The following is a 22519-nucleotide window of genomic DNA, read 5'->3' as shown; positions in this document are numbered from 1 at the left end:
CGCCGGCCCCGGATCCATCGCGCTTTGAGGCATCCGGTCCGCAGCGCACGCACCTACGCCGGTGATATCGGTGACCCTCCGCGCTGCTCGATCAAGCGTGCCTTAATTTCAACCCGGACGGCCTGGACAGGTCCCGTTGGTGCAAGACTGTCGAGGGACCTCAACGGTCAGCGCGCATCACGCGAACAGCCGCTTCAGGCTCCGCTCCAGCATCACGAACTGCCACAGCGTCCGGCCATGCTCCTCGCGGCCCGCACGATGCGCCTCTGCGATTGAGCGCAGCGCCTCCATGTCGAACCAGCCGGTGTCGGCCAGCACGCGCGATCGTGACAGCGCCGCTGCCTCACCTGCCAGCGCACCGCGAAACCAGTCGCTCACCGGCGTGACAAAGCCCATCTTGGGCCGATACAGGACCTCACGCGGCAGATAGCGTTCCATGGCCTTTTTCATCAGCCATTTGCCTTCCCCATGCCGCAGCCGCATCGATGCCGGCAGCCGCGCGGCGAAGGTTACGAGCCGATGGTCGAGCAGCGGCTCGCGCGCTTCCAGGCTTACCGCCATGCTGGTCCGGTCGGTTTTCGCCAGAATGTCGCCGGGCAGCCAGATCTTCATGTCGGCATATTGCGCGCGATCGATGGGGTCGCGCGCCGGCGCATCGCGCATCGCGGCGATGTAGCGATCCTCGGCGCGGTGGCCGTTCAGCGCCCGGCGCGCCGCATCGTTGAAGAGCCGCGCGCGGATCGCCGGCGTCGTTACGCCAACCGCACGTGCATAGGCCTCTGCCCCTTCATCGGCGAGCGCCAGCAACGTCGTCTTCGCCCGCAGCGGACGCGGCGCCCAATCGGCCTTGGGGTACAGCCGACCGAGCGTACCGAACACCTGGCTGCGAAACTGCGGCGGCAGCAACGCCCGCACTCGCTCTTCCGCCGCCTGGAAGCGATAGCGACGATATCCCGCCATGATCTCGTCCGCGCCGTCGCCGGACAGCGCCACCGTCACCTTTTCGCGGGCCAGCGCACAGACCTGATAGGTGGCGAGCGCCGACGCATCGGCAAAGGGTTCGTCAAAGGCGGCGACGAGGCGATCGATCAGGCCGAAATTTTCCGAACTGACCACCCGCGTGTCGTGGTCCGTCCGGAAACGCTCCGCGACCGTTGCGGCAAAGGCCCTTTCGTCATGACCCGCTTCGGCAAATCCGATGGTGCAGGTGCGCACGGCCTGCGGGCTCGCCTCCGCCATCAGCGCGACGACGGCCGAGCTATCCACCCCACCCGACAGGAAGGCGCCAAGCGGCACGTCCGCAACAAGGCGCGATCGTACCCCCTCGCGCATATGCGCGATCAGCTCTTCTTCCAGTGCCTTGGTTGAGCCTTTTGCCCGGTCGGCGAACGACACGTCCCACCATTGCACCGGCGCGGGCACCGGCTTGCCACGCTGGACCAGGAGATAGTGGCCCGCCGGCAGCTTGCTGACGCCGGCAACGATGCAGGCATCGTCGGGCACATAGCCAAAGGCGAGGAAATCCTCGACCGCACGAATGTCCGGCACACGCCGCAGCAGAGGATGCGCCAGCAACCCCTTGAGCTCGGACGAAAAAGCCAGCGCCCCGTCTGCGAGCCGCGCGTAATGCAGTGGCTTCACCCCCATCCGATCACGCGCCATGAAAAGCTGCTGCGCGCGCGCATCGTGGATGACGAAGGCGAACATGCCGTTCAGCCGATCCAGCATCGCTGGGCCCCAGGCCGCCCAAGCGGCGAGCAGCACCTCGGTATCCCCGCCCGTGCGAAAGGCCCAGCCCTTCGCGCCGAGTTCCGCCCGCAGTTCCCTGTAGTTATAGATGCATCCGTTGAAGAGCACCGACAGCGCGCCCTCGCCATCATGCATTGGCTGCGGGGAGCCTTCCACGTCGATGATCGACAGCCGCCGATGCCCAAGCCCCACGCCCGGCGCGGTCCAGACCCCCTCCCCGTCCGGCCCGCGCACCGCCATCGCTTCCGTCATCGCGCGAATGCGGGCGGGATCGACCGGCTTGGGTGTCTCTGGATAATAAAGGCCTGCCAAACCGCACATCAGTGCATCACCTCGGCGGTCGCGCGATCAATAGAGCCCAAGGCCGACCGGAACCGCGAAACGGCCGCTGTTGCATCCTGTCCGTTCCCGTCCTCGGCCGAAAGGTGCACCGCGACGGCCGCCGGTTCACCCCCGATGAGCCTCGCCTTCAGCGTTGCAAGCTTCACAACAAGTGGGCTGCTCGTCACCTCGCCAGCCACCCGGTACCACGTCACTACCACGCGCTGCACCGGGCCCGGCGCCGTGATCCGCATGGCTGAGCCGCCGTCCAGCGCCGGGAGAGACGCCACACGCACCCACCCACCATTCTCGCGCAGCACGCCCGTGCCATAGGAGATCACTTCCTTCCCCTCCCCTTGGCGCGCAAACACGGCGATCGCGAGATCAACGGCATGGCCGCGCCCGTCGACGTAGCGGCCGATCAGCCGATGATCGGCGCCGGGGTAGAATGGCTCCCATGGCGCCCTGTTGCTCAGCGGCGCGCGGCTCCACCCCAACACCTGCGGCAATTGAAGCTGCGCGGGCAGCGGTTGCGAACGGCCACCAATCGCCGACGCCCAAAGAACAAACAACGCGGCACCGCTTGCGACGAGCAGCGCGGCCGACAAGGCGCCGATCCGGTGTCGCCGGGGCGGCGCCAATGCTGCGGGGTCGAAGGCAGGCTCATCCGGCGCGCGGTCGAACCAACGCCACCCACCGGCCATCACCGCCCCCATCACCACCGCGAAGAACAGCCAACCATAGACGATGTGATCGAAGCCGGTTGCGGCCTCCAGGCCGACAAACTGCGCCGCCAGGATGGTGCCGAAGGCGCGCACGCCGTTCGCTAGGATCGGCACGATCAGCGCTACCGCCATGAACGCCGCGCGCCGCCTCCAGGAGCGAAAACACGTATTTGCCACCAACGCGGCGAAGGCGACCATCGAGAGCACGAACTTGGAGCCGGAGCAGGCTTCGGCCACCTCGAAATAATACGGCCCCGCGTGGATCAGCACCCCCTCCACCGCGGCGGGCACGCCCGCCAGATGGAGCAGCGGCATCACGATCGAGACCGTGATTTGCTGCAGCGGCGGCTCCAGCCACTCGCCGAACGGGACGGCAAAGAACGCGTAGCAAAGCGGAAAAAGGAGCGCGCGCGCGACGTGCGGCCCCAGGATCGTCACCACGGCGCCCTGCATCGCGATCACGACACCGAAATGCCGCGCGCCGGCCACGCCCGCTGCTTCGCCCAGCAGCCAGCCGAAACAGCCCGCCGCCACGACAACGAGGCCGGGCCACCAGGCGGCAGGTGTCAGCCCCGCGAGTTCATGCCGCCGGATCCATATCAGCCACGCCACGACCGGGAGAATGAACAGGCAGTGTCCGTAGGTGGTACTGGTCCACCACAAGTGCGTCAGATCGGCAACGTCGTGGCGGAACAGCAGCAGGATCGCGAGTGACGCCGACGCCAGCGCCGCGAGGTGAACGCGCCACCGGGCAACCGACAGGCCACCGGTCCGAAGGAGAAGCGCGGTGCTCACCCGACCCGCCCGGCGCCGGCGAGACCAAGAAGGTCATTGAGCGGCGCCAGCCGCGCTTCCCAGCCGTAGCGCGCAATCACCTGTTCGCGCGCCGCTCTGCCCAGCGCCGCTGCGCCTGACGGGTCCCGGATCAAGGCGGTGACGCGATCGGCATAGTCGCGCGCATCCGACGCGATGTGGATCGTGCCAGCATGGTCGACGCCTTCGGCTGCGCCCGCGCTTGCCACCACGGGACGCGCCATGGCCATTGCTTCCAACACCTTGTTCTGCACGCCGCGGGCAAGCTGCAGCGGTGCAACCACGACGTCGGCTGCCGCAAGCCACCCGCGAACGTCGGCGACCTCGCCAGTGACCGTCACGTTCGCTGCCGCCAGCGCGCGTACCGCCGCCGTTGGCGCCCGTCCTACGATCGCGAAACGCGCATCGGGGATCAGCGGCAGCACAGATCGGGCAAACCACGAAACGGCATCCACGTTCGGGCGGTAATCCATTTGCCCTGTAAAAACGATCAGCGGATGCCGGCTCGCAACGGGCACGGCAAGCGCCGGATCGTAGAACACAGTGTCGATGCCATTCTCGAGAGCGCGGCTTCCCGGCAACAGCGCCGCCTCCGCCGCGCTGACGAACAAGGAGGCCGACACCCGTGCCGCCACCGCTTGCTCGTAGCGCGCAAGCAGCCGCGCTTCCCGCCGCATCATCCAGCGCATCGGCGCACGCGCGTCCTGGGCGTAGGCGGCGAATTTGGCTGAATCCAGGTCGACGAAGTCCATGATCGCAATAGGCCCCGCGTCAGGGATATATTGCGCCATCTGCCCAGAAAAGGCGTAAACCGCGTCGATCCGGCGCCGCGCGACGATATCCTTCACCGCTCGCCCGAACTCCCGATCCGCAAAGGCCGTCAGCGACACGGGCCGTTGCTTCGCAAGCGCCTCCGCAACAGCGCGCAGTTGAGACTTAGTGCGGCGGATCAGCACACATTCGTCCACCAGGGCGCGATGCTCGTCCGTGATGACCGCATCGTCGTCGACGAAAGCGACCAAGTGAACGCGCGCGCGCTGGGACAGATATTTCAGGATGTTGAAGCTGCGGATCCGGTCCCCGCGATCGGGCGGAAAAGGCGCCCGGTGCGCCAGAAACAGGATGTCCACCTCAGCCCAGCCCCCGGCTGATCCAAGGCCCCAACAGGCTGGCCACCGGCAACGGCAGCTTCTTCCAGGTCCGCACCATCAGCGCGTATTTCGGGTTAAGCGGATTCACCTCGCGCGCAGGTCCGCTGGACCATTTGGCATAGCGCAGCGGCATGCCCGGAAAGCCCCAGTTCTTTTTAAACGCCGCCGCCCCGGTGCCCGCCTTGGAGCGTCCGAAATCGAAATGCGTGCAGCCGCGCGCGCGCGCATGCGCCATCAGCGCAAAGTACATCCGATCGTTCGCTCGCAGCCCGCGCGCCGCTTCCGTGCCGCCGCCCCAATAGGGATACACCGTGCCATTCAAGTACAGGCTCAGCACACTCGCGACCGCCCGCCCATCATGCCGCACGGTCAGGATGTCGGCGTCCATGGTTTCCAGCGCCGCCCTGAACAGCGCACGCGGGAAGACCGGCGTACCCAGGTTCCGCACCGATTCTGCATAGATACGGTAATGCTCATCGGCGAGCGTGAGCCCGCCAGTCACCACCTCCAGGTTGCTCGCAAGCGCCTTGCGCACCTCTGCCCGCTGCTTGCGCGGAATGGCGAGCAACTCCGCATCGTCATCCTTCGCCAGCGGTCGAACGAAGCCAATATAGGTGTCTTCGTCGCACGGCCATTCGGCCGGCAACGGTCCACCGCGTAGCTCCACCGTCGGACAGCCGATCGCGCGCGCCGCTGCGGCAAGCGGTTCCACGCCCTCACCAAGCACACCGCCGCCCACCGCAAAGCCGCACGACACCAGCGCTTCGCCAAACAGCCTTGAACGCACGTGCGTCAGCGGCAGATAACCGACGATCTCACCATCACGTTCGGCGATCATAAAGCGCGCGTGCTGCCCGCAGCCCCGCTCAACCGCCCGGGTCCAAGCCGTCAGGTGAAACGGCGTCGCATCCGGATGGCGCGACACAAAGGCGTCTATCCGCCCATCCTCCTCGTGAGCTTCACGGACGACCACATTGCCGCGCGGCGCAGCGGATGCGCTCAACGCTCCTGCTCCCCCGCCACCACATCATCCACCCGCCCCCAGGCGTGCCGCTTCAGCAGGCCGCGCAGCTTCCCCTTCATCGCGCCGATCCGGCTATAGTGCCGCACGCGGGAACGCAGCGGGGCATGAGCGACGCGCGGCTGCCCCGTGTCCACTTCCCACGGGTGGAAATAGAACATGCCGGCGTGGCCGCCACGATTGGCCTGGCGCACCGCCAGATCGGTCAGGGCAGCCGGCAACAGTCGAAAGAACCCGCCACCCACCGCCATGCGCCGTCCGGCAAGCTCCGCGACCGACACCGGCACTTCGATCAGTTTGCTGTCGGACAAGGGTCGCCAGGCAAATCGAGGGCTGTCGCGCCAGCCGTAGTGATCGTGCGCGACCGGCGCCACGCTGGACGAATAGGTGTAGCCTTCCTCCGCCAATATCGTGTGCGCCCATGGTGTGCGCGCATCGATGGAAAAGCTCGGCGCGCGATAGCCCGTGACGGTAGTGCCGCCCGCATCCTCCAGCGCCGCACGTGCGCGGCCGATATCGGCGCGAAACTGTTCCGGTTCCATGGTGAAGACGCGCCGGTGATCCCACCCGTGGCTCGCGATTTCATGCCCATCGTCAACGATACGGCGGATCAGCGCGGGATGGCGCGCCGCCACCCAGCCAAGCGTGAAAAAGGTCGCGCGCACGCCGCACTCGGCGAACAGGTCCAGTACCGCGCTGGTGTTGCCGACGACGCGGCTTTGCAGATCGTCCCAATCGCTCTTGGCGATCGTGTTTTCGAAAGCCCCGACCTGAAACCATTCCTCAACGTCAACCGACATGCCGTTTACGATGGCCTCGGTCTGAGGGGCACCGCGTCTCGCGGAACTGGTCATCTCATGCCGCCGCGCCGCGCACCGCTTCCAGCGCGCCGCGGGGCGCGGGGGTGTCGCTCTCGACCCAGTCCACCAGCAAGGTCAGCATACGGCGGAGCGCCGCATCCTGCTCCTCCACGCGTTGCTCCAGGCGCGCAATCCGCTGAAGCAACTCGGGGTTGGTGCCCGCAAGGGAGCTTGCCTCCGCCGAACGTGCGGGAGCCGGCGCGGGGCTCGGCACAGCACGCACGGCCGGCGTGACACTGGAGGCGCTGGGCAGATCGCGGGCCGCATCGGCGCGCACCGCATTGACGAGTGCAGCGTCGATGACTTTCGCTTCGGTTATGGCGGCATGGAGCAGCACGCGGCCCATCAGCTGGTTCAATCGGCGCGGCACGCCGCCGCTTGCCCGGTGCAGCACGGGAAAGACATTGTCCGCGAAGCTTGGTGACCCGTTCCACCCGGCGATGCTCAGGCGGTGCGTGACATAGCTCGCCACTTCTTCCGGCGCCATCGGTTCGAGATGATGGATCGCGATCACCCGCTGGCGCAATTGCTCCAGCCGATCCGATCCGTTGAGCCGCTCGCGGAATTCGGGCTGACCGAGCAGGAAGATCTGTAGCAGCGCTCGTCCGCCGGCCTGGAAGTTGGAGAGCATGCGAAGCTCTTCCAATGCCGATACCGGCAACGCCTGCGCCTCATCGACGATCAGCAGCGTGCGCCGGCCGGTTCGCGCCACCGCGTGCAGCCCGCGCTCCACAAGCGTCAGCAACTCGGCCTTCGATCGTCCTGCCGGCTCGATGTCGAGACCGGTCGCCACCACCCGCAGCAGATCGTCGCCCTCAATCGCGGTCGACACGATCGTGATGACGCTGAGGTTCGCGGGGTCGATTTGCGCGGTCACATGGCCGACCAGCGTCGTCTTGCCGGCGCCGATGTCGCCGGTGATTACGATGAAGCCTTCACCTTGGGCCAGACCATAGCCCAAATAGGCCATTGCTTTCCGATGCGTGGCCGAATCGAACCAGTAACGCGGGTCGGGCGTCAGCTGGAACGGCCGCTCCGTCAGGCCAAAATGTTCCTCATACATGCCGGGCGATCCCTTAGATTACTGTCCGGTTAGAACGTGTAGCGGGCGCCGAGCAGCGCCTGCGCCGACCACTGGCTATCAAAACCGTCTTGATCGAACGTATAAAGACCGAGCGACGCAATGGTGCCCAAACGCCCGAACTGACGGGAATAGGTGCCCGTTGCGCCCAGGTTGAATACGCCGCCATTCGCCAGCAGGCCGCTATCGTAATAATTGGCGAACAGGTTCGCATCGACTTGCGACGCCCGGCTCAGCGCGCGTGACCAGAAGAGCTGCGCGTAATAGCTCTCGTCGGTCACCGCGAGCGCAACGGTACCCGGTGCAAGATCGGGCGTGTTCAGGCGCCGATTGGCATAGCCGACGCCCGCGCCGTACGAAGTGCGGCCCTGCGTGGCAGAGACAACAGCATCGATGCCGCGCGCCCGGTACGTGGCCGTGGCAATCGACTGGAAAACGTTGTTCAGACAACCGCCTGTGCCATCCCCGCTCGCGCCAGGGTTGCTGCCGAAGACGCAGCCGTTGAACTGCTGTCCGAACGGGTTGGCCGTGCCCTGGAAAGCCGTGGGAAGTCCGCGAAGACCATCCCGAAGCTGGCGGCCGAACGTCTCGATTCCATCATAGACGACGACCTGCAGACCCGTGTTCCGCGCCATCTCCCATGTCAGCGAGCCGAAGTACGTCTCGCCGCCATAGCGGTAGCCGGCGTTGGCTTGAAGTTCGAACCTCGGGCTCGGCCGCCAGATCACGCCCGCATCATAGATCAGACCATCGGTGTTGTAGGCGATCCGCCGCGGTGAGGCTCGGTCGGTGACGAAGCGGCCATCACCGTCGACCACGGGATTGCCTGCGGCATCCAGCAGCGCGTCACGCTGCGACGCCTCGATCTTTTCATAACCAGCACCGGCGCGCAGCGCGACGGTGCGGCTGATCGGCAGCGTCACGTCGCCGCGGGCGAAATACCCTTCGAACTTCTGATCGAGCTGCCCGGCCTCTTCACGGTCGTACGCGCCGCTCACCGTTACGCCGACCGGCAGCACCGTTCCTGCCGCCACCCCGGCCGAAGCCTGTGCGAGCACGCTTGTTGAATCGTCAAAGAAGTCGCGCCGCGGCTGCCCCGGTGCCACGCCCGTTGCGCCCGGTGCCTCCACCTTGGTGTAGCCGCCGAATGCCGATGCCGCGATCTGCACCGGGCCTGCTTCAGTGACGAGGCTGGGCCCCGCGTAGAGGGAGTAGACCTGGGAAATGTTGTCGACATCGCCGACGAGGGTTGCAGGCGCCGCTCCCCTGATATCGGCTCTCGTCCTCGTCGCCACGGCGCCTCCTTCCAGGGAGAAGCCGGGCGCGACCGCTACAGACGCGCGCGCAAGCCCGGTGTGTACGTCTGTGTCGATCGCGCGATCGCTCCAGGGGATCCGGCGCTCGTATCGATAGCTGATCTGGGCTTCTGAGCGCCGCCCGCTCACGCCGGCATCGATGCCGACGGCAATTTGCGAATAGGTCAGCACATCGTCATTGGTGAGGTCGGCGTCGAGAACCTGGGTTAGTTCGATATACGGCGCCACGTAGCGCTCGCGCGCCTGTGCGCCGGTCGCGGCAAGGATCATCGCCAATGCGATGCCGCACCCCTGTGCCTTTTGTGAGAACCTCAGCACGTGCCCCCTCCTACCCGTAATAGCTTCCGAACCGGCCACCGCCCGGCTCGTAGGAGCGCGAATTCAACACAAGGCTGATCTGCTCGCACCCGTCGAGAAGGTTTACCGCCTCACGCACTTCGGCTTCCGTCGTTCGATCTGCACGCACCACCAGCATCACCTGACCGACAAGAAGCGCCAGCACGGAGGCTGGCGATGCCGCAAGCGCCGGCGGCGTATCGAACACGATGATGCGGCGCGGATCGTTCGCCAGCAATTGATCGATAACCTGCCTGGTCCGAGCGCTGGCAAGCAGTTCGGTGTCCGAGTGACTGCGCTTGCCCGCCGGAAGCAGCGAAAGCTGCGGCACGTCGGTCCGCACCACGAACTCTTCCGGATCAAGCGAACGATCAGCCAGAATGTCGAGCAGCCCGGTTGAGTCATCAAGCCCCAAGGTCGCCATGACGTTCGGCTTTGCGAAATCGCTGTCGATCAGCAGCACCTCGACGTCGCGCTCTGCCGCCAGGCTGATTGCGAGGTTGATCGAGCAGAAGGTCTTGCCCTCGCCCGGCTTCGCAGAGCCGACCAAGATGGTGCGCGAGCGCTCCCCCATGGGACCGGTGGCAAGCGCGCGTGCGCCCAGCAGAAGCTGCCGCTTCACGAGCCGGAATTCTTCGGCGAGTGCACCGACCGGCGCACCGGGAACCAACATGCCCTTTTCCGCCAACAGGGCACGATCGATCCGTCCGATGCCGTCGGAAAAGATTTCCGCCTCTTCATCCGGCTCGGCCCCCGCGCGAAGCTCGGGCGGGATAGCCATCAGCGTTGCCGCCGCTTCGCGCGACAGCGTTTCCGCGCCGTCGGGCGCCGGGGGCGCGGCGGCAATCAAGTCAAACGCCGCGTCGGGGGATGCCGGCTCCCAAGAGACCGTCTCCACCGAATCGCTATCGATGTCCGCCGGGTTCCCCCAAGACGCAGCGTGGGGTTCCTCCGGTTGCATGAGCGCAGGGCCGTCGACCTCACGCCTCTTCTCGGAGGACGCACCGAAGTCTTCGGCGGCCTTTCCTGGCGGAGGGAACCCTTCGCGTCGGCGAAGGTGCGCCCCGAAGTCGTAAACGCGTGCTGCGCGCTCGATCAGCGACTCTTCATGCTTCTTGTCGGCGTTCGTCATGCGGCCAGACCCCGTTGGAGCATCTCGACGCCAAGCAGCGCCACATAGCCGACCGCAAGCGCACCGGCCCCGCCAATGAACAGCCTCAGCCGCTTCTGCCGAAGCTCGGACTGTTGGCGCGTCAGCATTTCACCGATCGAGCCGATTACGGGCATGCCGGACGCTTTTTCGAGCCGCTGCGCAGTCGGGAAAGTGGCCTGCACCTTTGACATGGCGAATGCGCTGCCGATGCCGCCAAGGATTCCGACGATCAGCACGCCGGTGAGCAGCAAAGGCCGATTGGGTGCAGTAGGCGTGCGCGGCTGCGTAGGAGGATCAATCACGCTGAATTTCACTGCATCGGTTTGCGACTGCGCCTGGCTGCGCAAATTCACCTGCTCCCGCTGGGCGAGAAGCCGGTCATACTGATCCTTCAGCACGGTGTAGTTCCGCTCGATCTCACCCTGCTGCGCCGCAGCCTGCGGATCACCCGCCAGCTTCGCGCTGATCGTCTCAAGGTCGGCCTGAAGCTGCTGTTTGCGCATGCGCAAAGCGGCGACGTTCGCCTGCCGATCCGCCAGCATGGATTGAAGCGACAGATAGGCAGGGTTGGGCGTTCCGCCAGCCGCTGCGCCCGTCGGCTCGCTACGGGCCGCCGACTGCGCCTGCGCCAATTGGGACTTTAGGGCGATCACGTCGGGGTGATTGTCCGTATAACCGCGGCCGCGCGCATCGGCGAGCTGCCCTTGTATGGCTGCCAATCGGGCACGCACAGGCCCCACGGCGGCTGTCCCACCGAGTCCAGCGATGCTCGGCGGTGTCGCCGAAAGCTGCCCCTGCAACGCGGCGAGGCTCGAGCTTGCCGAAGCGAGTTCTGCATCCACCTGGCTCATCTGCGAACGCGCCGCGCCAATGCGGTCGCTGACGGATCCAGTACCGGGCAACGATCCCAGATAATTGTTCTGGAATTCAGCCCGCTTCGCCTCGGCATCCTGCAACTTGGCGCCAAGCGACTGCAGCTGCCCATCAAGGAACTGCAGCGTCTGGGCGCTCTGTGTGCGATCATCGGAAAGATTCGTTTCGACAAAGATGTCGATCAGCTTCTGCGTGATGCTGGACGCGAGCTTTGGCGTTGCCGCGACGCTCACGATCTCGAACAGGTTGTCCTGTTGCGCAGTGATCTTGATCGCGTTCTGGAGCCCGGCCGCGCGATCGGCGACCTCACGATCATTCGACGCCGTTTTCGCCAGATCGGTGCCGCGGACCACCTTCTCCAGATTGACCGCGGAGGTCAGCGTCTGCCGAACGGTATCGATATCGCGTTGCTGATCGCCCATCGCGCCCGCGTCGCCGGTCGTCGGGAGAACAGATCTCATCTGCACAAATACCCGAGCCCGGCTCTCGTAGCGGCTCGGCATCTGGCTGACCACCAGCCATCCCAGCAGGCAGATCGCCCACGCGACCGCCAGCGCCATCCAGCGCCTGGTCCACACGGCATGAACCGCGATCCTGATCTCTTCGTAAAGCCCGGTCACTGGTGCGCCTTCTAGAACATGCTCTCGGGGATGATGATCACATCACCGGGCTCCAATCGCACGTTCGCTTTGGAGTCTCCGTTCTTGAGCAGGCGGTTGATGTTGAGTTGATACTCCGTCTGCTTGCCCGTCGCCTTGTCGTACCGGATCAGGCGCGCGCGATTGCCGGCGGCATATTCGTTGAGGCCCCCTACGGCGATCATCGCGTCCAGCAGCGTCATGTTCGCGCGGTAAGGCAAAGCGGCCGGTTTTTCGGTCGCACCCACGATGCGCACCTGCTGGCTGTATGTTCCCGAAAAACTGTCGACGATAACGCTTACGATCGGGTCTTTGATATATTCGCGCAGCGCCAGCTTCATGTCGTCCGCGAGCATCGCCGGCGTCTTGCCGACGGCAGGCATGTCGTTGATGAGCGGCGTGGTGATCCGGCCATCCGGGCGCACCTGCACCTTCGATGACAGCTCTGGATTGCGCCACACGAAGATCTGAAGAGAGTCGAGCGGGCCGATGATATATTCGTCCCCGGGCTGCTCGCGCTGCGCCACGAAGGCCGCAGGCGGCAACTCTGGACGTGTGCTACCGACGCTCGCGCAGCCCGCCAGCATCGTGGCGGCCAGCAGGGCTGCAGGCAAGGAACCATAGCCTCGCGAAAAGCGCATCGAATAACCTCCGTCACCACAAGCGGTCGACCTGGGAAAAGTACTGCCCCGTCGTGTGCCGCTACACATCCACTTGAAAGTAAGAGGTGAAGATAGCGTTTAGGAGCGCTGCACGAGTACCTCCACCGGAGCCGGGTGTCCCAAAAAGGCACTGGGGCTGGCGGTGGCACCGTAAGCACCGGCCAGAAAGATCGCGATGACGTCCCCTACGTTGGCGGCGGGCAGAAGCACCCGATCAGCCAGGCGATCAAGCGGCGTGCACAGGCATCCCACGACCGATACATCTTCCGCATCCGGTACGTCACCCATTTGATGGGCCACGGCAACGGGGTAGTTGCGACGCACCACCGTTCCGAAGTTGCCGCTGGCAGCCAATTGATGATGAAGGCCCCCATCGACGATCAGAAACGTTTCGCCACGGCTCTGTTTACGGTCGACGACTCGTGTCAGGTAAACACCTGACTCCCCTACCAGCCATCGACCGAGCTCAATCGCATAGGCCGTACCGGCCTTCGTGAGCGAACTGATTGCGACATTCTCCGTAAGCGCCGCACCAATCGCAGCGACATCGACGGGCGTATCGCCGTGGAAATAGGGGATTCCGAAGCCACCGCCGAGGTTGACCACCGCCGGAACGTGCCCCGCCTCGCCGCTCAGTCGTTCCGCCAGCGCGAGCGTCGCGCTTTGCGTTTCGATCAAGGCTCGGCTGTCCAGCGCCTGGCTACCGGCAAAGATATGGAAGCCACGCCAGTCCGCACCTCGTTTGACAATGTCCTTCACCAGCCCGGCCGCGCGCTCGGCGTCAACACCGAAGGGTGAAGGCCGCCCCCCCATCTTCATGCCGGAACCCTTGAGCTCCATGTCGGGATTCACGCGAACGGCCAGGCGTGGTGCGATCCCGAGCTGATCGCCGATCGCGAGCGCGCGAGTCGCCTCGCCTTCCGATTCGACGTTCAACGTGGCTCGCGCGACGATCGCCGCCTTGAGTTCGGTGTCGCGTTTGCCGGGGCCGGCAAAACTGATCGACCCGGCAGGCTTTACCGCTAACGCTTTTCCCAGTTCGCCGGAAGACGCAACGTCTAGGCCGTCAACAAGCGGCGCGATCGTCTGCAACAGCGCGGCATGGGGATTTGCCTTAATCGCATAATGAAGGTCTATCGTCGGAAACGCAGACCTGAACGCGGCGATACGCGCCTCGACGATGGCCGGGTCATACACAAACAGCGGAGAGCCATGCTCAGCCACCCATGCCGTGGCTGCACGACCGCCGATAATCAGCTCCCCCGTCTGGAAGGCAAACTCCGGCGGCAATGGTCCAAAAGGTTTGCTCAATTGCCCGCCTCCCCCGATCCGTTGCCCGCGTTGGAGACCGAAGCGCGAAGCGCCGCACGATCCAGCTTGCCGTTCGGGTTCCGCGGCAGCTCGTCTCGCCACTCATACCGTACGGGCTGCATGAAGTTGGGCAACTCACGCCGCAGCCGGTCGCGCAGGTGCGTTTCACGCGATGGCTCCCCCCGCAGAACAACGACGATGGCCTGCCCGAGCCGAGCATCAGGAACCCCGACGGCAACCGCTTCCACCGCCTCCTCGCCCGTCACGATTGCTTCCTCAATCTCACCCGGGCTGATGCGATTGCCGGCGGATTTGATCATTTCGTCGTCACGACCGACGAAGCGCAGCAATCCGTCTCCACCCCTCACCGCCGTATCGCCGGACCATACCGCGGTGCCGCCATATCGGGAAAAGCCGGGGGCTGGTCGGAACCGCTGGGCGGTGCGCTCCGGGTCCTGCCAATAACCCTGCGCCACCAAGGGGCCCGCATGGACCAGTTCACCCGGCTCGCCGGTCGCGGCATTGCTGCCGTCCGCACGTACGATCATGACTTCTGCGTGCGGGACCTCTCGCCCGATCGACTCCGGGTGCCCATCGACCAGTGCAGGGTCGAGGAACGTCGATCGGAAAGACTCCGTCAGCCCGTACATCGGATACAGGTCCGCATCAGGAAAACGCTGCCGCAATGCCCGCACCATGCGGACAGTCAAGGCGCCCCCGGAGTTGGTCAGTCGTCGCAATTGCCTTGCCGCTGAGTCCGGCCATTCTGCCTCCAGCAACTGCACCCATAAGGGCGGTACGCCGGCCAGCGTCGTCGCGCCAACCCGCTCGACCGCTTTCACCACATCGCGCGGCGTGAGGTAATCCAGCGGCGCCACCGCGGCACCTGCCGCCCAGGTCGAAAACAATTGGTTCTGACCATAATCGAAGCTTAGCGGCAGCACCGCCAGCACCACGTCTTGTGGCCCGAGGCGAAGATAATGGGCAACACTGTTGGCGCCGAGCCATAGGTTCGCGTGGCTGAGCATCACCCCTTTCGGCCGACCCGTGGATCCCGACGTGTAGAGGATGGCGGCCAATCCCTGGCTGTCCTGAGCGGAGAGCGGCAGCTTATCCCCTCCCCCTGGTGTCACATGAACCGAAACGCCCGCAACGTCCTCTGCCTCCAGCGTGGCGGCACGTGTCGGCTGGGTCAGCAACAGCTTAGCGCCGCTGTCAGCAAGGATATAAGCGACCTGTGCACGCTTGAGCAGCGGATTAATCGGAACGTGGATCAAGCCCGCCCTCGCTGCGGCTAGCGGCATCAAACACGCCTGTCGCGTCTTCGGCAACCAAGTCGCGATCCGGTCCCCGGCGGACAAGCGCTGCATAGCCAACCAGCCTGCCAATCTGCCGACCTGCTCTTCTGCCTCGGCGAAAGTCAGAACGCCGGCACGATCAACAAGCGCGGGCGCGTCGCCTTCGCCCATAAGCACGTGATCTAGCGGTCTCGGGTTCGGATCAAGGGGCACCATCTTTCGGCCATAGCGCCGGGACGTTGCGGATTTCATCCCCCCGGCTTAACGGCGTGCAAGAAAGTTAAGGGGACCAAGGTGATTCCGGAAGGCAAACCCGAAGTCGACGCAACCGTGCGCGCCGTGCTCAAGGACGTGCTCGCACTGTCGGACGAGCGCGTTGCCGCCTTCGATGACACGACGCCGCTGTTCGGCGCACTGCCGGAACTCGACTCCATGGCGGTGGCCGGGGTCCTGACCGAGATCGAAGATCGTCTCGGCATTGTGATCGACGACGACGAGGTTGACGGCGACATGCTCGAGACCTTCGGCGCGCTCACCACATTCGCGGCCGGCAAGACGCTGGTCTGATCTGTGGCGGGCATACTAGCCCCGCGCATTGATCACTATGAATGGTCCGGCGGGCGTGAGCTAATGCTTCGCTTCGGACCAAGCGACGCACCATGCGTCGTCGCCGCCCTTCCTTTATTCGAGGAGGGCAATCGGACGCGCGCAGCCATGATCGATGTGCTGCGCCGGCTTGCGGCTCATGGTTTCGCGGCTGCGCTGCCGGATCTGCCGGGCGCGGGCGAAAGCCTGATGGAAACCGCTGACGCCATGCTGCAGGGCTGGCGGGCAGCGTTTGCCGCCGCTTGCACCCAGATAACAGGTCCGGTCCACATTTGCGCCTGGCGGAGCGGTGTGCTGATCGACGGCGAGGTCGCCGCGGCAAGCCGCTGGTACCTATCGCCGCAATCCGGCGAAGCGCTTGTTCATGAGCTTGCCCGCCTTCGTCATCTCTCGGGCGGCGCTGACGTCGCGGGGAACATCCTCTCGGATGAGCTGCTCGCGAGCCTTGCCGGCGCACAGCCGACGACGGCGGGCAAGCTCCGGGTCGTGCGCTTGGACAGCGACACTAAGCCTGCAGATCGCAAGCTGCCGGGCCGTCCCTTGTGGCGCGGGAGCGAGCCGGAGACCGACGCTGCGTTCCAGAAAGCCGTAGCCGAGGATATCGCCGCGTGGATCACCGGGTTCTGCGGCTGATGTCGCGCCGGCCAGCTTGCCTCCATTTGTTGTGGACCACGAGCCGCGCGTGGACACCGAGGCCTTGAGAGTGACGACGCCCCAGGCGAAGATGAACCGCCATCACCTCACCTTTTCCTCGATGAACGAGACGCTCGTCGGCACCCTCGACAGTGCGCCGGGCGCCACCGGCTTGCTCATCGTCTCCGGCGGCAACGAGATCAGGGCGGGCGCGCATCGCGGCATGGCGATGCTTGCAGCCCGGCTGGCGTGGTCGGGCACACCCGTGTTTCGCTACGATCGACGCGGTGTGGGCGATTCCGGCGGCAGCAATCAAGGCTTCCGCGGCGCTCGGGAGGATCTACTCGCCGCCACAGACGCCTTTCGAGCTGCAGCGCCGCATGTCACGCGGCTGATCGGCTTCGGCAATTGCGATGCGGCGACCACGCTTGCCTGGTGGGGTTGCGACGCGGGCTGTGACGCGCTTGTTCTCGCCAACCCGTGGATTGTGGAAACGACTGCGTCCCTGCCGCCCCGCGCGGCGATCAAGGCACATTATGCGGCGCGGCTGCGCGACCCCGCGGCATGGAAGCGAATGGCAACCGGCGGGCTGTCACTCGGCAAACTGCTACGCGGCCTTGGCAAGGTGGCAGTGCCGGAGCAGCCGGGCGAGTTGGCGCGCAGCACCTTGGGTGCGATCGCGGGTTGGGGGGAGAATGCCACGGTGGTGCTGGCGCGTCACGATGGTACGGCAATCGCCTATGCCGATGCGGCGCAGCGCGCGGGTGTTTGCCCGCGCACCGTCACCATCGAAACCGGATCACACAGCTTCGCCCGCCCGCGAGATGCCGCTGCGCTCGAAACGGTGATCCGGCGGGCCCTCAACGAGCCTTGATAAAGGCCCGGATGTCGGTGGACAGCTTTCGCAGGTCCTCGTCCCGAACGTACATCATGTGACCCGCATTGTACCAATGCCAGGTGATCCGCCCGTCGTTTGGAATGCCGGTGCGATTGAGTGAATATTCCGCACCGAAGAACGGCGTGGCGAAATCATAATAGCCCTGGCCGACGAACACCCGCAAGCCGCTGTTCTCGCGCATCGCCCGCCCGATATAGGGGGCCACGTTGACATAGCCGGCGCCGCCACGCGGGCCGCCGATCTGCCAGTCCCAATCGCGCACGCCACCGATCGAGACATAAGTGATGTCGGGCGAGTACTTCAGCGTTTCGCGCGCATAAGCATTCATCGCCGCCGTATAGGCGCCGTCGATCGCGTAGAAGCTTGGATCATTGTCCGGCTCCTCGCCCGCATTGTCATAATCCTTGCCGAGGTACCGCGTATCTAGGCGCCCGATCGTCTGGCCGCGATCGCGCAGCAGTTCCTTGTAGAACCGTCCCGGCGCCAGCCGCAGGTCGGCACGTGCGAGATACTCCTGCGACACGCCGGTAAAGCGGGACAATTGCGGCAATACTGCCTGTCGCTCTTCAGCGCTGAGCGAATTTCCCTTCAGCAAAGCGGAAGCATATGGCCCGATGGCGAAAGCTTTTGCCTCGGCGATGAACTGCTCAACCGTTGCCGGGCGATCGGCAACCTTGTTGTGATACCAGGCGGTAGCGGCCATCGACGGCAGGTTGGTGATATACCCGATCTCATTGCCCGGAGTGTCTGCCGCGGCGCTGAGATCCAGGATCGACGAAATCAGGATGATCCCGTTCACCGCAACGTCGGTGTAGCTGCCTTCTAGCTCATTGATCACCGCCGCGGCCCGAGTGGTGCCATAGCTCTCGCCACCGATGAACTTGGGCGCGTTCCAGCGGCCATGCTCGTTCAGCCACAGCCGGATGTAGGCTGCCATGGATTTGGCATCCTTGGTCACGCCCCAATAATCCTTGGGATCGGTCTTCCCCAGCGCACGGCTGAAGCCGGTGCCAACAGGATCGATAAAGACGATGTCGGTCACGTCGAGCAGCGAATCGACATTGTCGACGATCGGATAGGGCGGCGCGCCGTCGTCGCGCGCGTCCGACGGGATCACAACGCGCTTGGGCCCGAACGCGCCCATGTGGAGCCACAACGAGCCGGAGCCCGGGCCCCCGTTCCACAGGAACGTCACCGGCCGCTTGGGATCGACCGGGCCTTCCTTGATGTAGCTATACGAGGTGATGGCGGCGAGCGGCTTGCCATCCTTGTCCTTGAGGTACGTTTCGCCCGCAATCGCACGATAGTTGATCCGCGTGCCGCCGAAGGTGCCGGAATGGCGGGTGACCGAAACCACCGGCGGTGGGATGGCGGCGTCATCGGCCTTGGCCTCGCGCTTCGTGTCCTGCTTGTCACTTGGCCGGTCTTGAGCAGCCAGCGGTGCTGCCAACAATGCGGCGCCGAGCGCCAATGCGATCTTGAACTTCAAGCGATCCCCCAAAACCTTCGTCATGCCGGGCTTGTCCCGGCATCCAGTGTTCCGCGCATGCAACGCTTGGCGAGAGTGCGGCAGCCTGAATGCCGGCACAAGGCCGACACAACGGTTTGGTGAAGTTATTCCGCCGCTTCCGCCATTTTCTCGAAATCCGCCTCCGCGAGGAAGCGCTCCGCATCCAGCGCCGCCATGCAGCCGGTGCCTGCTGCCGTCACCGCCTGGCGATACGTCTTGTCCATCACGTCGCCGCACGCGAACACGCCCGGCACGCTGGTGCGCGTGGAGCCCGTCTCGACCTTGATATAATGGTCCTCGTCGAGCTCGAGGTGTCCGCGGAACAGCTCGGTCGCGGGATGGTGGCCGATCGCAACGAAGCCGCCCTCCACGTCCAGCCGCGAATGCTCCCCCGTTTCGGTATCGCGCAGGTCGAGCGCAACCAGGCCGGCATTGCCGCCGCCGTCGACGAACTCGCGCACTTCCTTGTTCCACAGCACGGTGATGTTCGGATGCGCGAACAGCCGCTCCTGCAAGATTCGCTCCGCGCGCAGGCTGTCGCGGCGGTGGATCAGCGTCACGTCGTCGGAATGGTTGGTAAGATACAACGCTTCCTCGACCGCGGTATTACCGCCGCCGATCACCGCCACCTTCTTGCCGCGATAGAAGAAGCCGTCGCAGGTCGCGCAGGCGGACACGCCCTTGCCCTTCATCGCGTCCTCGCTTGGCAGGCCGAGCCATTTCGCCTGCGCGCCCGTGGCGATCACCAGCACGTCGCCCTCATACACATCGCCGCTGTCGCCGATGAGGCGGAACGGGCGCCGCGTCAGGTCAACCTCGACGATCGTGTCCCACATCAATTGCGTGCCGACATGCTCGGCCTGCTTCTGCATCTGCTCCATCAGCCAGGGGCCCTGAATCACGTCCGCGAAGCCGGGATAATTCTCGACATCGGTGGTCGTCATCAGCTGGCCACCGGGCTGAATGCCCTGCACCAGGACCGGCTTCATGCCGGCGCGCGCGCCGTAGATTGCCGCGGAAAGGCCAGCCGGGCCGGAGCCCAGAATGAGCATGCGAGTCGAATGTGTCGTCATGCCGCCGATGTAGGATGCGAGGCCCAGCAAGGGAACCATCCTGCGGCCCGCCGCTTGCGACGAAGCGGTCGCACGCGCATGTCTGCGCGTCACGCCCTTCTTGCGGACCGAACAGACAAAGGCAGCGATGACCGACTTCACCACCTTTCTTGCGCCGGACCATGGCCAGCCCGCCCGCCTGATCCATGTCGTCCATCCCGACGCGTTTACTGAGTGGCTGACGCAGCAGCCGGTACGCACCCGCGCCGCCGTCGCCGCCAACAAGGTGACCGGCAGGGCCGGCAACCGCGCGATCCTGCCGGGCGACGCGGCGGAAGACTGGGCGATGCTGCTGGTCTGCAACGAGGCGGAAAGCTCACCCTGGCGCATCGCTTCGCTCGGCGATGGCTTGCCGGAGGGCACCTATCGCCTGGCGCACGGCGAACCCGGCGCCGCCATGCTCGGCTGGGCGCTCGCGCAGCACAAGTTCACCCGCTATCGCGCCGCCGATCCCCAAGGCCCGCGCGTGCTGCTGACCGGCGAGCCGGCGCGGATCGAAGAAATTGTTCGCTTGGCGGAGGCGACGGCTCTGGTCCGCGACCTCGTCGATACCGGCGCATCGGATCTCGGCCCGGCCGAGTTGGAAGCGATCGTCGAGGCACTGGCAACGAAGCATGGCGCCACGTTCAGCTGCGTTCGCGGCGACGTGCTGGCGGACGAATACCCCATGATCCACGCCGTGGGCCGGGCGGCGGCCAAGCACCGCGCGCCGCGGCTGATCGAGCTGGAGTGGGGCGACCCGGCGCACCCGCGCATCGCGCTCGTCGGCAAGGGCGTTTGCTTCGATTCGGGCGGGCTCGACATCAAGCCGTCCTCGGGCATGCGGCTCATGAAAAAGGACATGGGCGGCGCGGCGCACATGATCGCGCTCGCTGGCCTCGTCATGGCCGCGAAGCTGAAGGTCCGGCTGCACCTGCTGATCCCGGCGGTCGAAAACGCCATTGCGGGCGATGCCTTCCGGCCAGGGGACGTTCTGCGCACCCGGCAGGGGCTGACGGTGGAAAACACGAACACCGATGCCGAGGGACGGCTGATCCTGGCCGACGCGCTGACCAAGGCCGGCGAGGGATCGCCGGAACTGATCCTCGACTATGCCACGCTGACGGGCGCGGCGCGGGTGGCGCTTGGCCCGGACCTGCCGCCGGTGTTCGCCAATGACGACACGCTCGCCGCCGACTTCCTGGCCGCAGGTGCGGCGGTGCACGATCCTATGTGGCGGCTGCCCTTGTGGGATGGCTATGACGACATGCTGAAGTCGGACATTGCCGACCTGGTCAATGCGCCCGACGGCGGCTTTGCTGGCGCAGTGACAGCAGCGCTGTTCCTGCGCCGCTTCGTGCCGAAAGGCGTGGCCTGGGCGCATGTCGATACGTTCGCCTGGCGCCCCGCGGCCAAGCCAGGCCGCCCGAGGGGTGGCGAGGCGCTCGGCCTGCGCGCGGCGTGGGGCGTGCTGAAGAAGCGCTACGGCTGACCCGAAGGGGTGCCGCAGAGGGCCGGCGAGCGCGAATGTTGAGAAAGTTGAGACACCGGCGCATGTTTCGCGCGGCGTCTCAACTTTCGCGGGACGCATTGGAAGAAAGGTGAATATCGGCACCGAGCGATCCTGCCACGGGGCCCACCTTGTAGGACAGCCCGGCCGCGGGGCGCCGCCCGCGGCTCGGGCCGTCGAAGCTCAGCCGATCGCCGCCGCGATGATCGGCGCGAACTTGGCGGCGGTCAGGCTTGCGCCGCCGACCAGCGCGCCATCGACTTCGGCAGCATGGAGAAGGCCGGCGGCGTTATCGGCCGTGACGGACCCGCCATAAAGGAGACGGATCGCACCGCCCTGCTCCGCGCCAAGAGCCGCCACGAGCGCGCCGCGAATGGCGGCATGCATCGCCTCCACATCGGCGACGGTTGCGACTTCGCCCGTCCCGATGGCCCAGATCGGCTCGTACGCGATTGCGAGCCAGTCACCCGAAGCGCCCTCGGGCAAGGACGCGCGCACCTGCGCCGTCACCACCTGTTCGGCCTGGCCCGCCTCGCGCTGCTCCAGCGTCTCGCCGACGCACAGGATCGCATCCAGGCCATGGCGATGGCACGCCTCTGCCTTGGCCTTCACATCGGCGTCGGTTTCTTTCTGGCCCTGCCGCCGTTCAGAATGGCCCACGATGGAAAAGGCGGCGCCTGCCTCCTTGATCATCGAAGCGGAGACGCAGCCGGTGTGGGCGCCGCTATCCGCCGCATGCACGTCCTCGGCGCCGATCGGAAAGCCTGCACGCTGCGCAGCGGGGTGGATCAGGGTCGCCGGCACCGCCACCGCCACATCGACGCGCGGATCAGCCGCCGCCGCGATGGCCTGGAGCTCGGTCAGCGCCGCCAAATTGCCGTTCATCTTCCAGTTTCCCGCCACGAACTTGCGACGCATGCTCTCTCCCCTTGTTTGTTGCGCCGTTGCGGTAACGAAGAGGCG

General features: G+C 65.6%; 19 protein-coding genes. 4 read left to right on the top strand and 15 right to left on the bottom strand.

What is annotated here, in order from left to right; all coding sequences use genetic code 11:
- Positions 1 to 177: 177 nt before the first annotated feature.
- From SPMU_RS02540 to SPMU_RS02485, 12 genes are all read right to left on the bottom strand, one after another.
- A complete protein-coding gene (locus SPMU_RS02540; RefSeq protein WP_088331629.1) occupies positions 178 to 2070 on the bottom strand; it encodes an XrtA/PEP-CTERM system amidotransferase in 1893 nt (630 codons plus the stop codon).
- On the bottom strand, positions 2070 to 3590 hold the full coding sequence (gene xrtA / locus SPMU_RS02535) for an exosortase A (RefSeq protein WP_088331627.1): 1521 nt from the start codon (positions 3588 to 3590) through the stop codon (positions 2070 to 2072). The genes SPMU_RS02540 and xrtA overlap by 1 nt, the downstream gene beginning before the upstream one ends.
- A complete protein-coding gene (locus SPMU_RS02530) occupies positions 3587 to 4738 on the bottom strand; it encodes a TIGR03087 family PEP-CTERM/XrtA system glycosyltransferase (protein WP_088331625.1) in 1152 nt (383 codons plus the stop codon). The genes xrtA and SPMU_RS02530 overlap by 4 nt, the downstream gene beginning before the upstream one ends.
- 1 nt (position 4739) lies before the next feature.
- Positions 4740 to 5762, bottom strand: coding sequence for a FemAB family XrtA/PEP-CTERM system-associated protein (locus SPMU_RS02525; protein WP_088331623.1), 1023 nt, complete (start codon positions 5760 to 5762; stop codon positions 4740 to 4742).
- A complete protein-coding gene (locus SPMU_RS02520; protein ID WP_245832681.1) occupies positions 5759 to 6634 on the bottom strand; it encodes an XrtA system polysaccharide deacetylase in 876 nt (291 codons plus the stop codon). The genes SPMU_RS02525 and SPMU_RS02520 overlap by 4 nt, the downstream gene beginning before the upstream one ends.
- 1 nt (position 6635) lies before the next feature.
- Positions 6636 to 7703: an ExeA family protein gene (locus SPMU_RS02515; RefSeq protein ID WP_088331619.1), complete on the bottom strand. Its 1068-nt coding sequence runs from the start codon at positions 7701 to 7703 to the stop codon at positions 6636 to 6638.
- A gap of 29 nt (positions 7704 to 7732) precedes the next feature.
- Positions 7733 to 9355 (bottom strand): hypothetical protein, encoded by a 1623-nt coding sequence (locus tag SPMU_RS02510; protein WP_245832680.1) that lies wholly within the window; start codon positions 9353 to 9355, stop codon positions 7733 to 7735.
- A gap of 10 nt (positions 9356 to 9365) precedes the next feature.
- Complete coding sequence (locus SPMU_RS02505; protein WP_245832678.1) at positions 9366 to 10505, bottom strand: AAA family ATPase; 1140 nt, start codon at positions 10503 to 10505, stop codon at positions 9366 to 9368.
- Complete coding sequence (locus tag SPMU_RS02500; protein ID WP_088331615.1) at positions 10502 to 12019, bottom strand: XrtA system polysaccharide chain length determinant; 1518 nt, start codon at positions 12017 to 12019, stop codon at positions 10502 to 10504. Before SPMU_RS02500 ends, SPMU_RS02505 begins: the two co-directional genes overlap by 4 nt.
- A gap of 11 nt (positions 12020 to 12030) precedes the next feature.
- Positions 12031 to 12678, bottom strand: a complete 648-nt coding sequence (locus tag SPMU_RS02495) for an XrtA/PEP-CTERM system exopolysaccharide export protein (protein WP_088331613.1) — start codon at positions 12676 to 12678, stop codon at positions 12031 to 12033.
- Between the two features lie 99 nt (positions 12679 to 12777).
- Positions 12778 to 14010 (bottom strand): pyridoxal-dependent decarboxylase, exosortase A system-associated, encoded by a 1233-nt coding sequence (locus tag SPMU_RS02490; protein ID WP_088331611.1) that lies wholly within the window; start codon positions 14008 to 14010, stop codon positions 12778 to 12780.
- The gene (locus tag SPMU_RS02485; protein WP_088333112.1) at positions 14007 to 15524 is read right to left on the bottom strand and encodes an AMP-binding protein; all 1518 of its coding nucleotides are present in this window, start codon (positions 15522 to 15524) and stop codon (positions 14007 to 14009) included. Before SPMU_RS02485 ends, SPMU_RS02490 begins: the two co-directional genes overlap by 4 nt.
- Positions 15525 to 15602: 78 nt before the next feature.
- Between SPMU_RS02485 and SPMU_RS02480 the strand changes: the two genes are divergently transcribed.
- The 3 genes from SPMU_RS02480 (at position 15603) to SPMU_RS02470 (ending at position 17421) form a co-directional block, all read left to right on the top strand.
- Entirely contained in the window at positions 15603 to 15875 is a 273-nt protein-coding gene (locus SPMU_RS02480) for an acyl carrier protein (RefSeq protein WP_088331609.1), read from the top strand.
- A gap of 63 nt (positions 15876 to 15938) precedes the next feature.
- Entirely contained in the window at positions 15939 to 16547 is a 609-nt protein-coding gene (locus SPMU_RS02475; RefSeq protein ID WP_088331607.1) for an alpha/beta hydrolase family protein, read from the top strand.
- Positions 16548 to 16596: 49 nt separating this feature from the next.
- Positions 16597 to 17421, top strand: coding sequence for a hydrolase 1, exosortase A system-associated (locus tag SPMU_RS02470; RefSeq protein WP_245832676.1), 825 nt, complete (start codon positions 16597 to 16599; stop codon positions 17419 to 17421).
- Here SPMU_RS02470 and SPMU_RS02465 read toward each other — a convergent pair.
- Positions 17408 to 18958 (bottom strand): S10 family peptidase, encoded by a 1551-nt coding sequence (locus SPMU_RS02465; protein ID WP_245832674.1) that lies wholly within the window; start codon positions 18956 to 18958, stop codon positions 17408 to 17410. The two genes, SPMU_RS02470 and SPMU_RS02465, sit on opposite strands and share 14 nt — an antisense overlap.
- 101 nt (positions 18959 to 19059) lie before the next feature.
- A complete protein-coding gene (gene trxB, locus SPMU_RS02460) occupies positions 19060 to 20028 on the bottom strand; it encodes a thioredoxin-disulfide reductase (RefSeq protein ID WP_088333109.1) in 969 nt (322 codons plus the stop codon).
- Between the two features lie 127 nt (positions 20029 to 20155).
- On the opposite strand from trxB, the gene SPMU_RS02455 reads away from it, so the two are divergent.
- Positions 20156 to 21538: a leucyl aminopeptidase family protein gene (locus SPMU_RS02455; RefSeq protein ID WP_088331605.1), complete on the top strand. Its 1383-nt coding sequence runs from the start codon at positions 20156 to 20158 to the stop codon at positions 21536 to 21538.
- 201 nt (positions 21539 to 21739) lie between these two features.
- Here SPMU_RS02455 and tpiA read toward each other — a convergent pair whose 3' ends face one another.
- Positions 21740 to 22474, bottom strand: a complete 735-nt coding sequence (gene tpiA, locus SPMU_RS02450; RefSeq protein WP_088331595.1) for a triose-phosphate isomerase — start codon at positions 22472 to 22474, stop codon at positions 21740 to 21742.
- Positions 22475 to 22519: the final 45 nt, after the last annotated feature.

It is taken from the genome of Sphingomonas mucosissima, from assembly GCF_002197665.1.
Lineage (GTDB): Bacteria > Pseudomonadota > Alphaproteobacteria > Sphingomonadales > Sphingomonadaceae > Sphingomonas > Sphingomonas mucosissima.
This window is presented reverse-complemented; position numbering and strand designations above follow the sequence as displayed.

Coding starts and splice junctions, on each gene's coding strand:
- SPMU_RS02485 (WP_088333112.1), bottom strand. CDS start 15,524: ATGGTGCCCCTTGATCCGAACCCGAGACCGCTAGATCACGTGCTTATG.
- SPMU_RS02495 (WP_088331613.1), bottom strand. CDS start 12,678: ATGCGCTTTTCGCGAGGCTATGGTTCCTTGCCTGCAGCCCTGCTGGCC.
- SPMU_RS02540 (WP_088331629.1), bottom strand. CDS start 2,070: ATGTGCGGTTTGGCAGGCCTTTATTATCCAGAGACACCCAAGCCGGTC.
- SPMU_RS02475 (WP_088331607.1), top strand. CDS start 15,939: ATGCTTCGCTTCGGACCAAGCGACGCACCATGCGTCGTCGCCGCCCTT.
- SPMU_RS02455 (WP_088331605.1), top strand. CDS start 20,156: ATGACCGACTTCACCACCTTTCTTGCGCCGGACCATGGCCAGCCCGCC.
- SPMU_RS02515 (WP_088331619.1), bottom strand. CDS start 7,703: ATGTATGAGGAACATTTTGGCCTGACGGAGCGGCCGTTCCAGCTGACG.
- SPMU_RS02505 (WP_245832678.1), bottom strand. CDS start 10,505: ATGACGAACGCCGACAAGAAGCATGAAGAGTCGCTGATCGAGCGCGCA.
- SPMU_RS02520 (WP_245832681.1), bottom strand. CDS start 6,634: ATGACCAGTTCCGCGAGACGCGGTGCCCCTCAGACCGAGGCCATCGTA.
- SPMU_RS02465 (WP_245832674.1), bottom strand. CDS start 18,958: ATGACGAAGGTTTTGGGGGATCGCTTGAAGTTCAAGATCGCATTGGCG.
- trxB (WP_088333109.1), bottom strand. CDS start 20,028: ATGACGACACATTCGACTCGCATGCTCATTCTGGGCTCCGGCCCGGCT.
- tpiA (WP_088331595.1), bottom strand. CDS start 22,474: ATGCGTCGCAAGTTCGTGGCGGGAAACTGGAAGATGAACGGCAATTTG.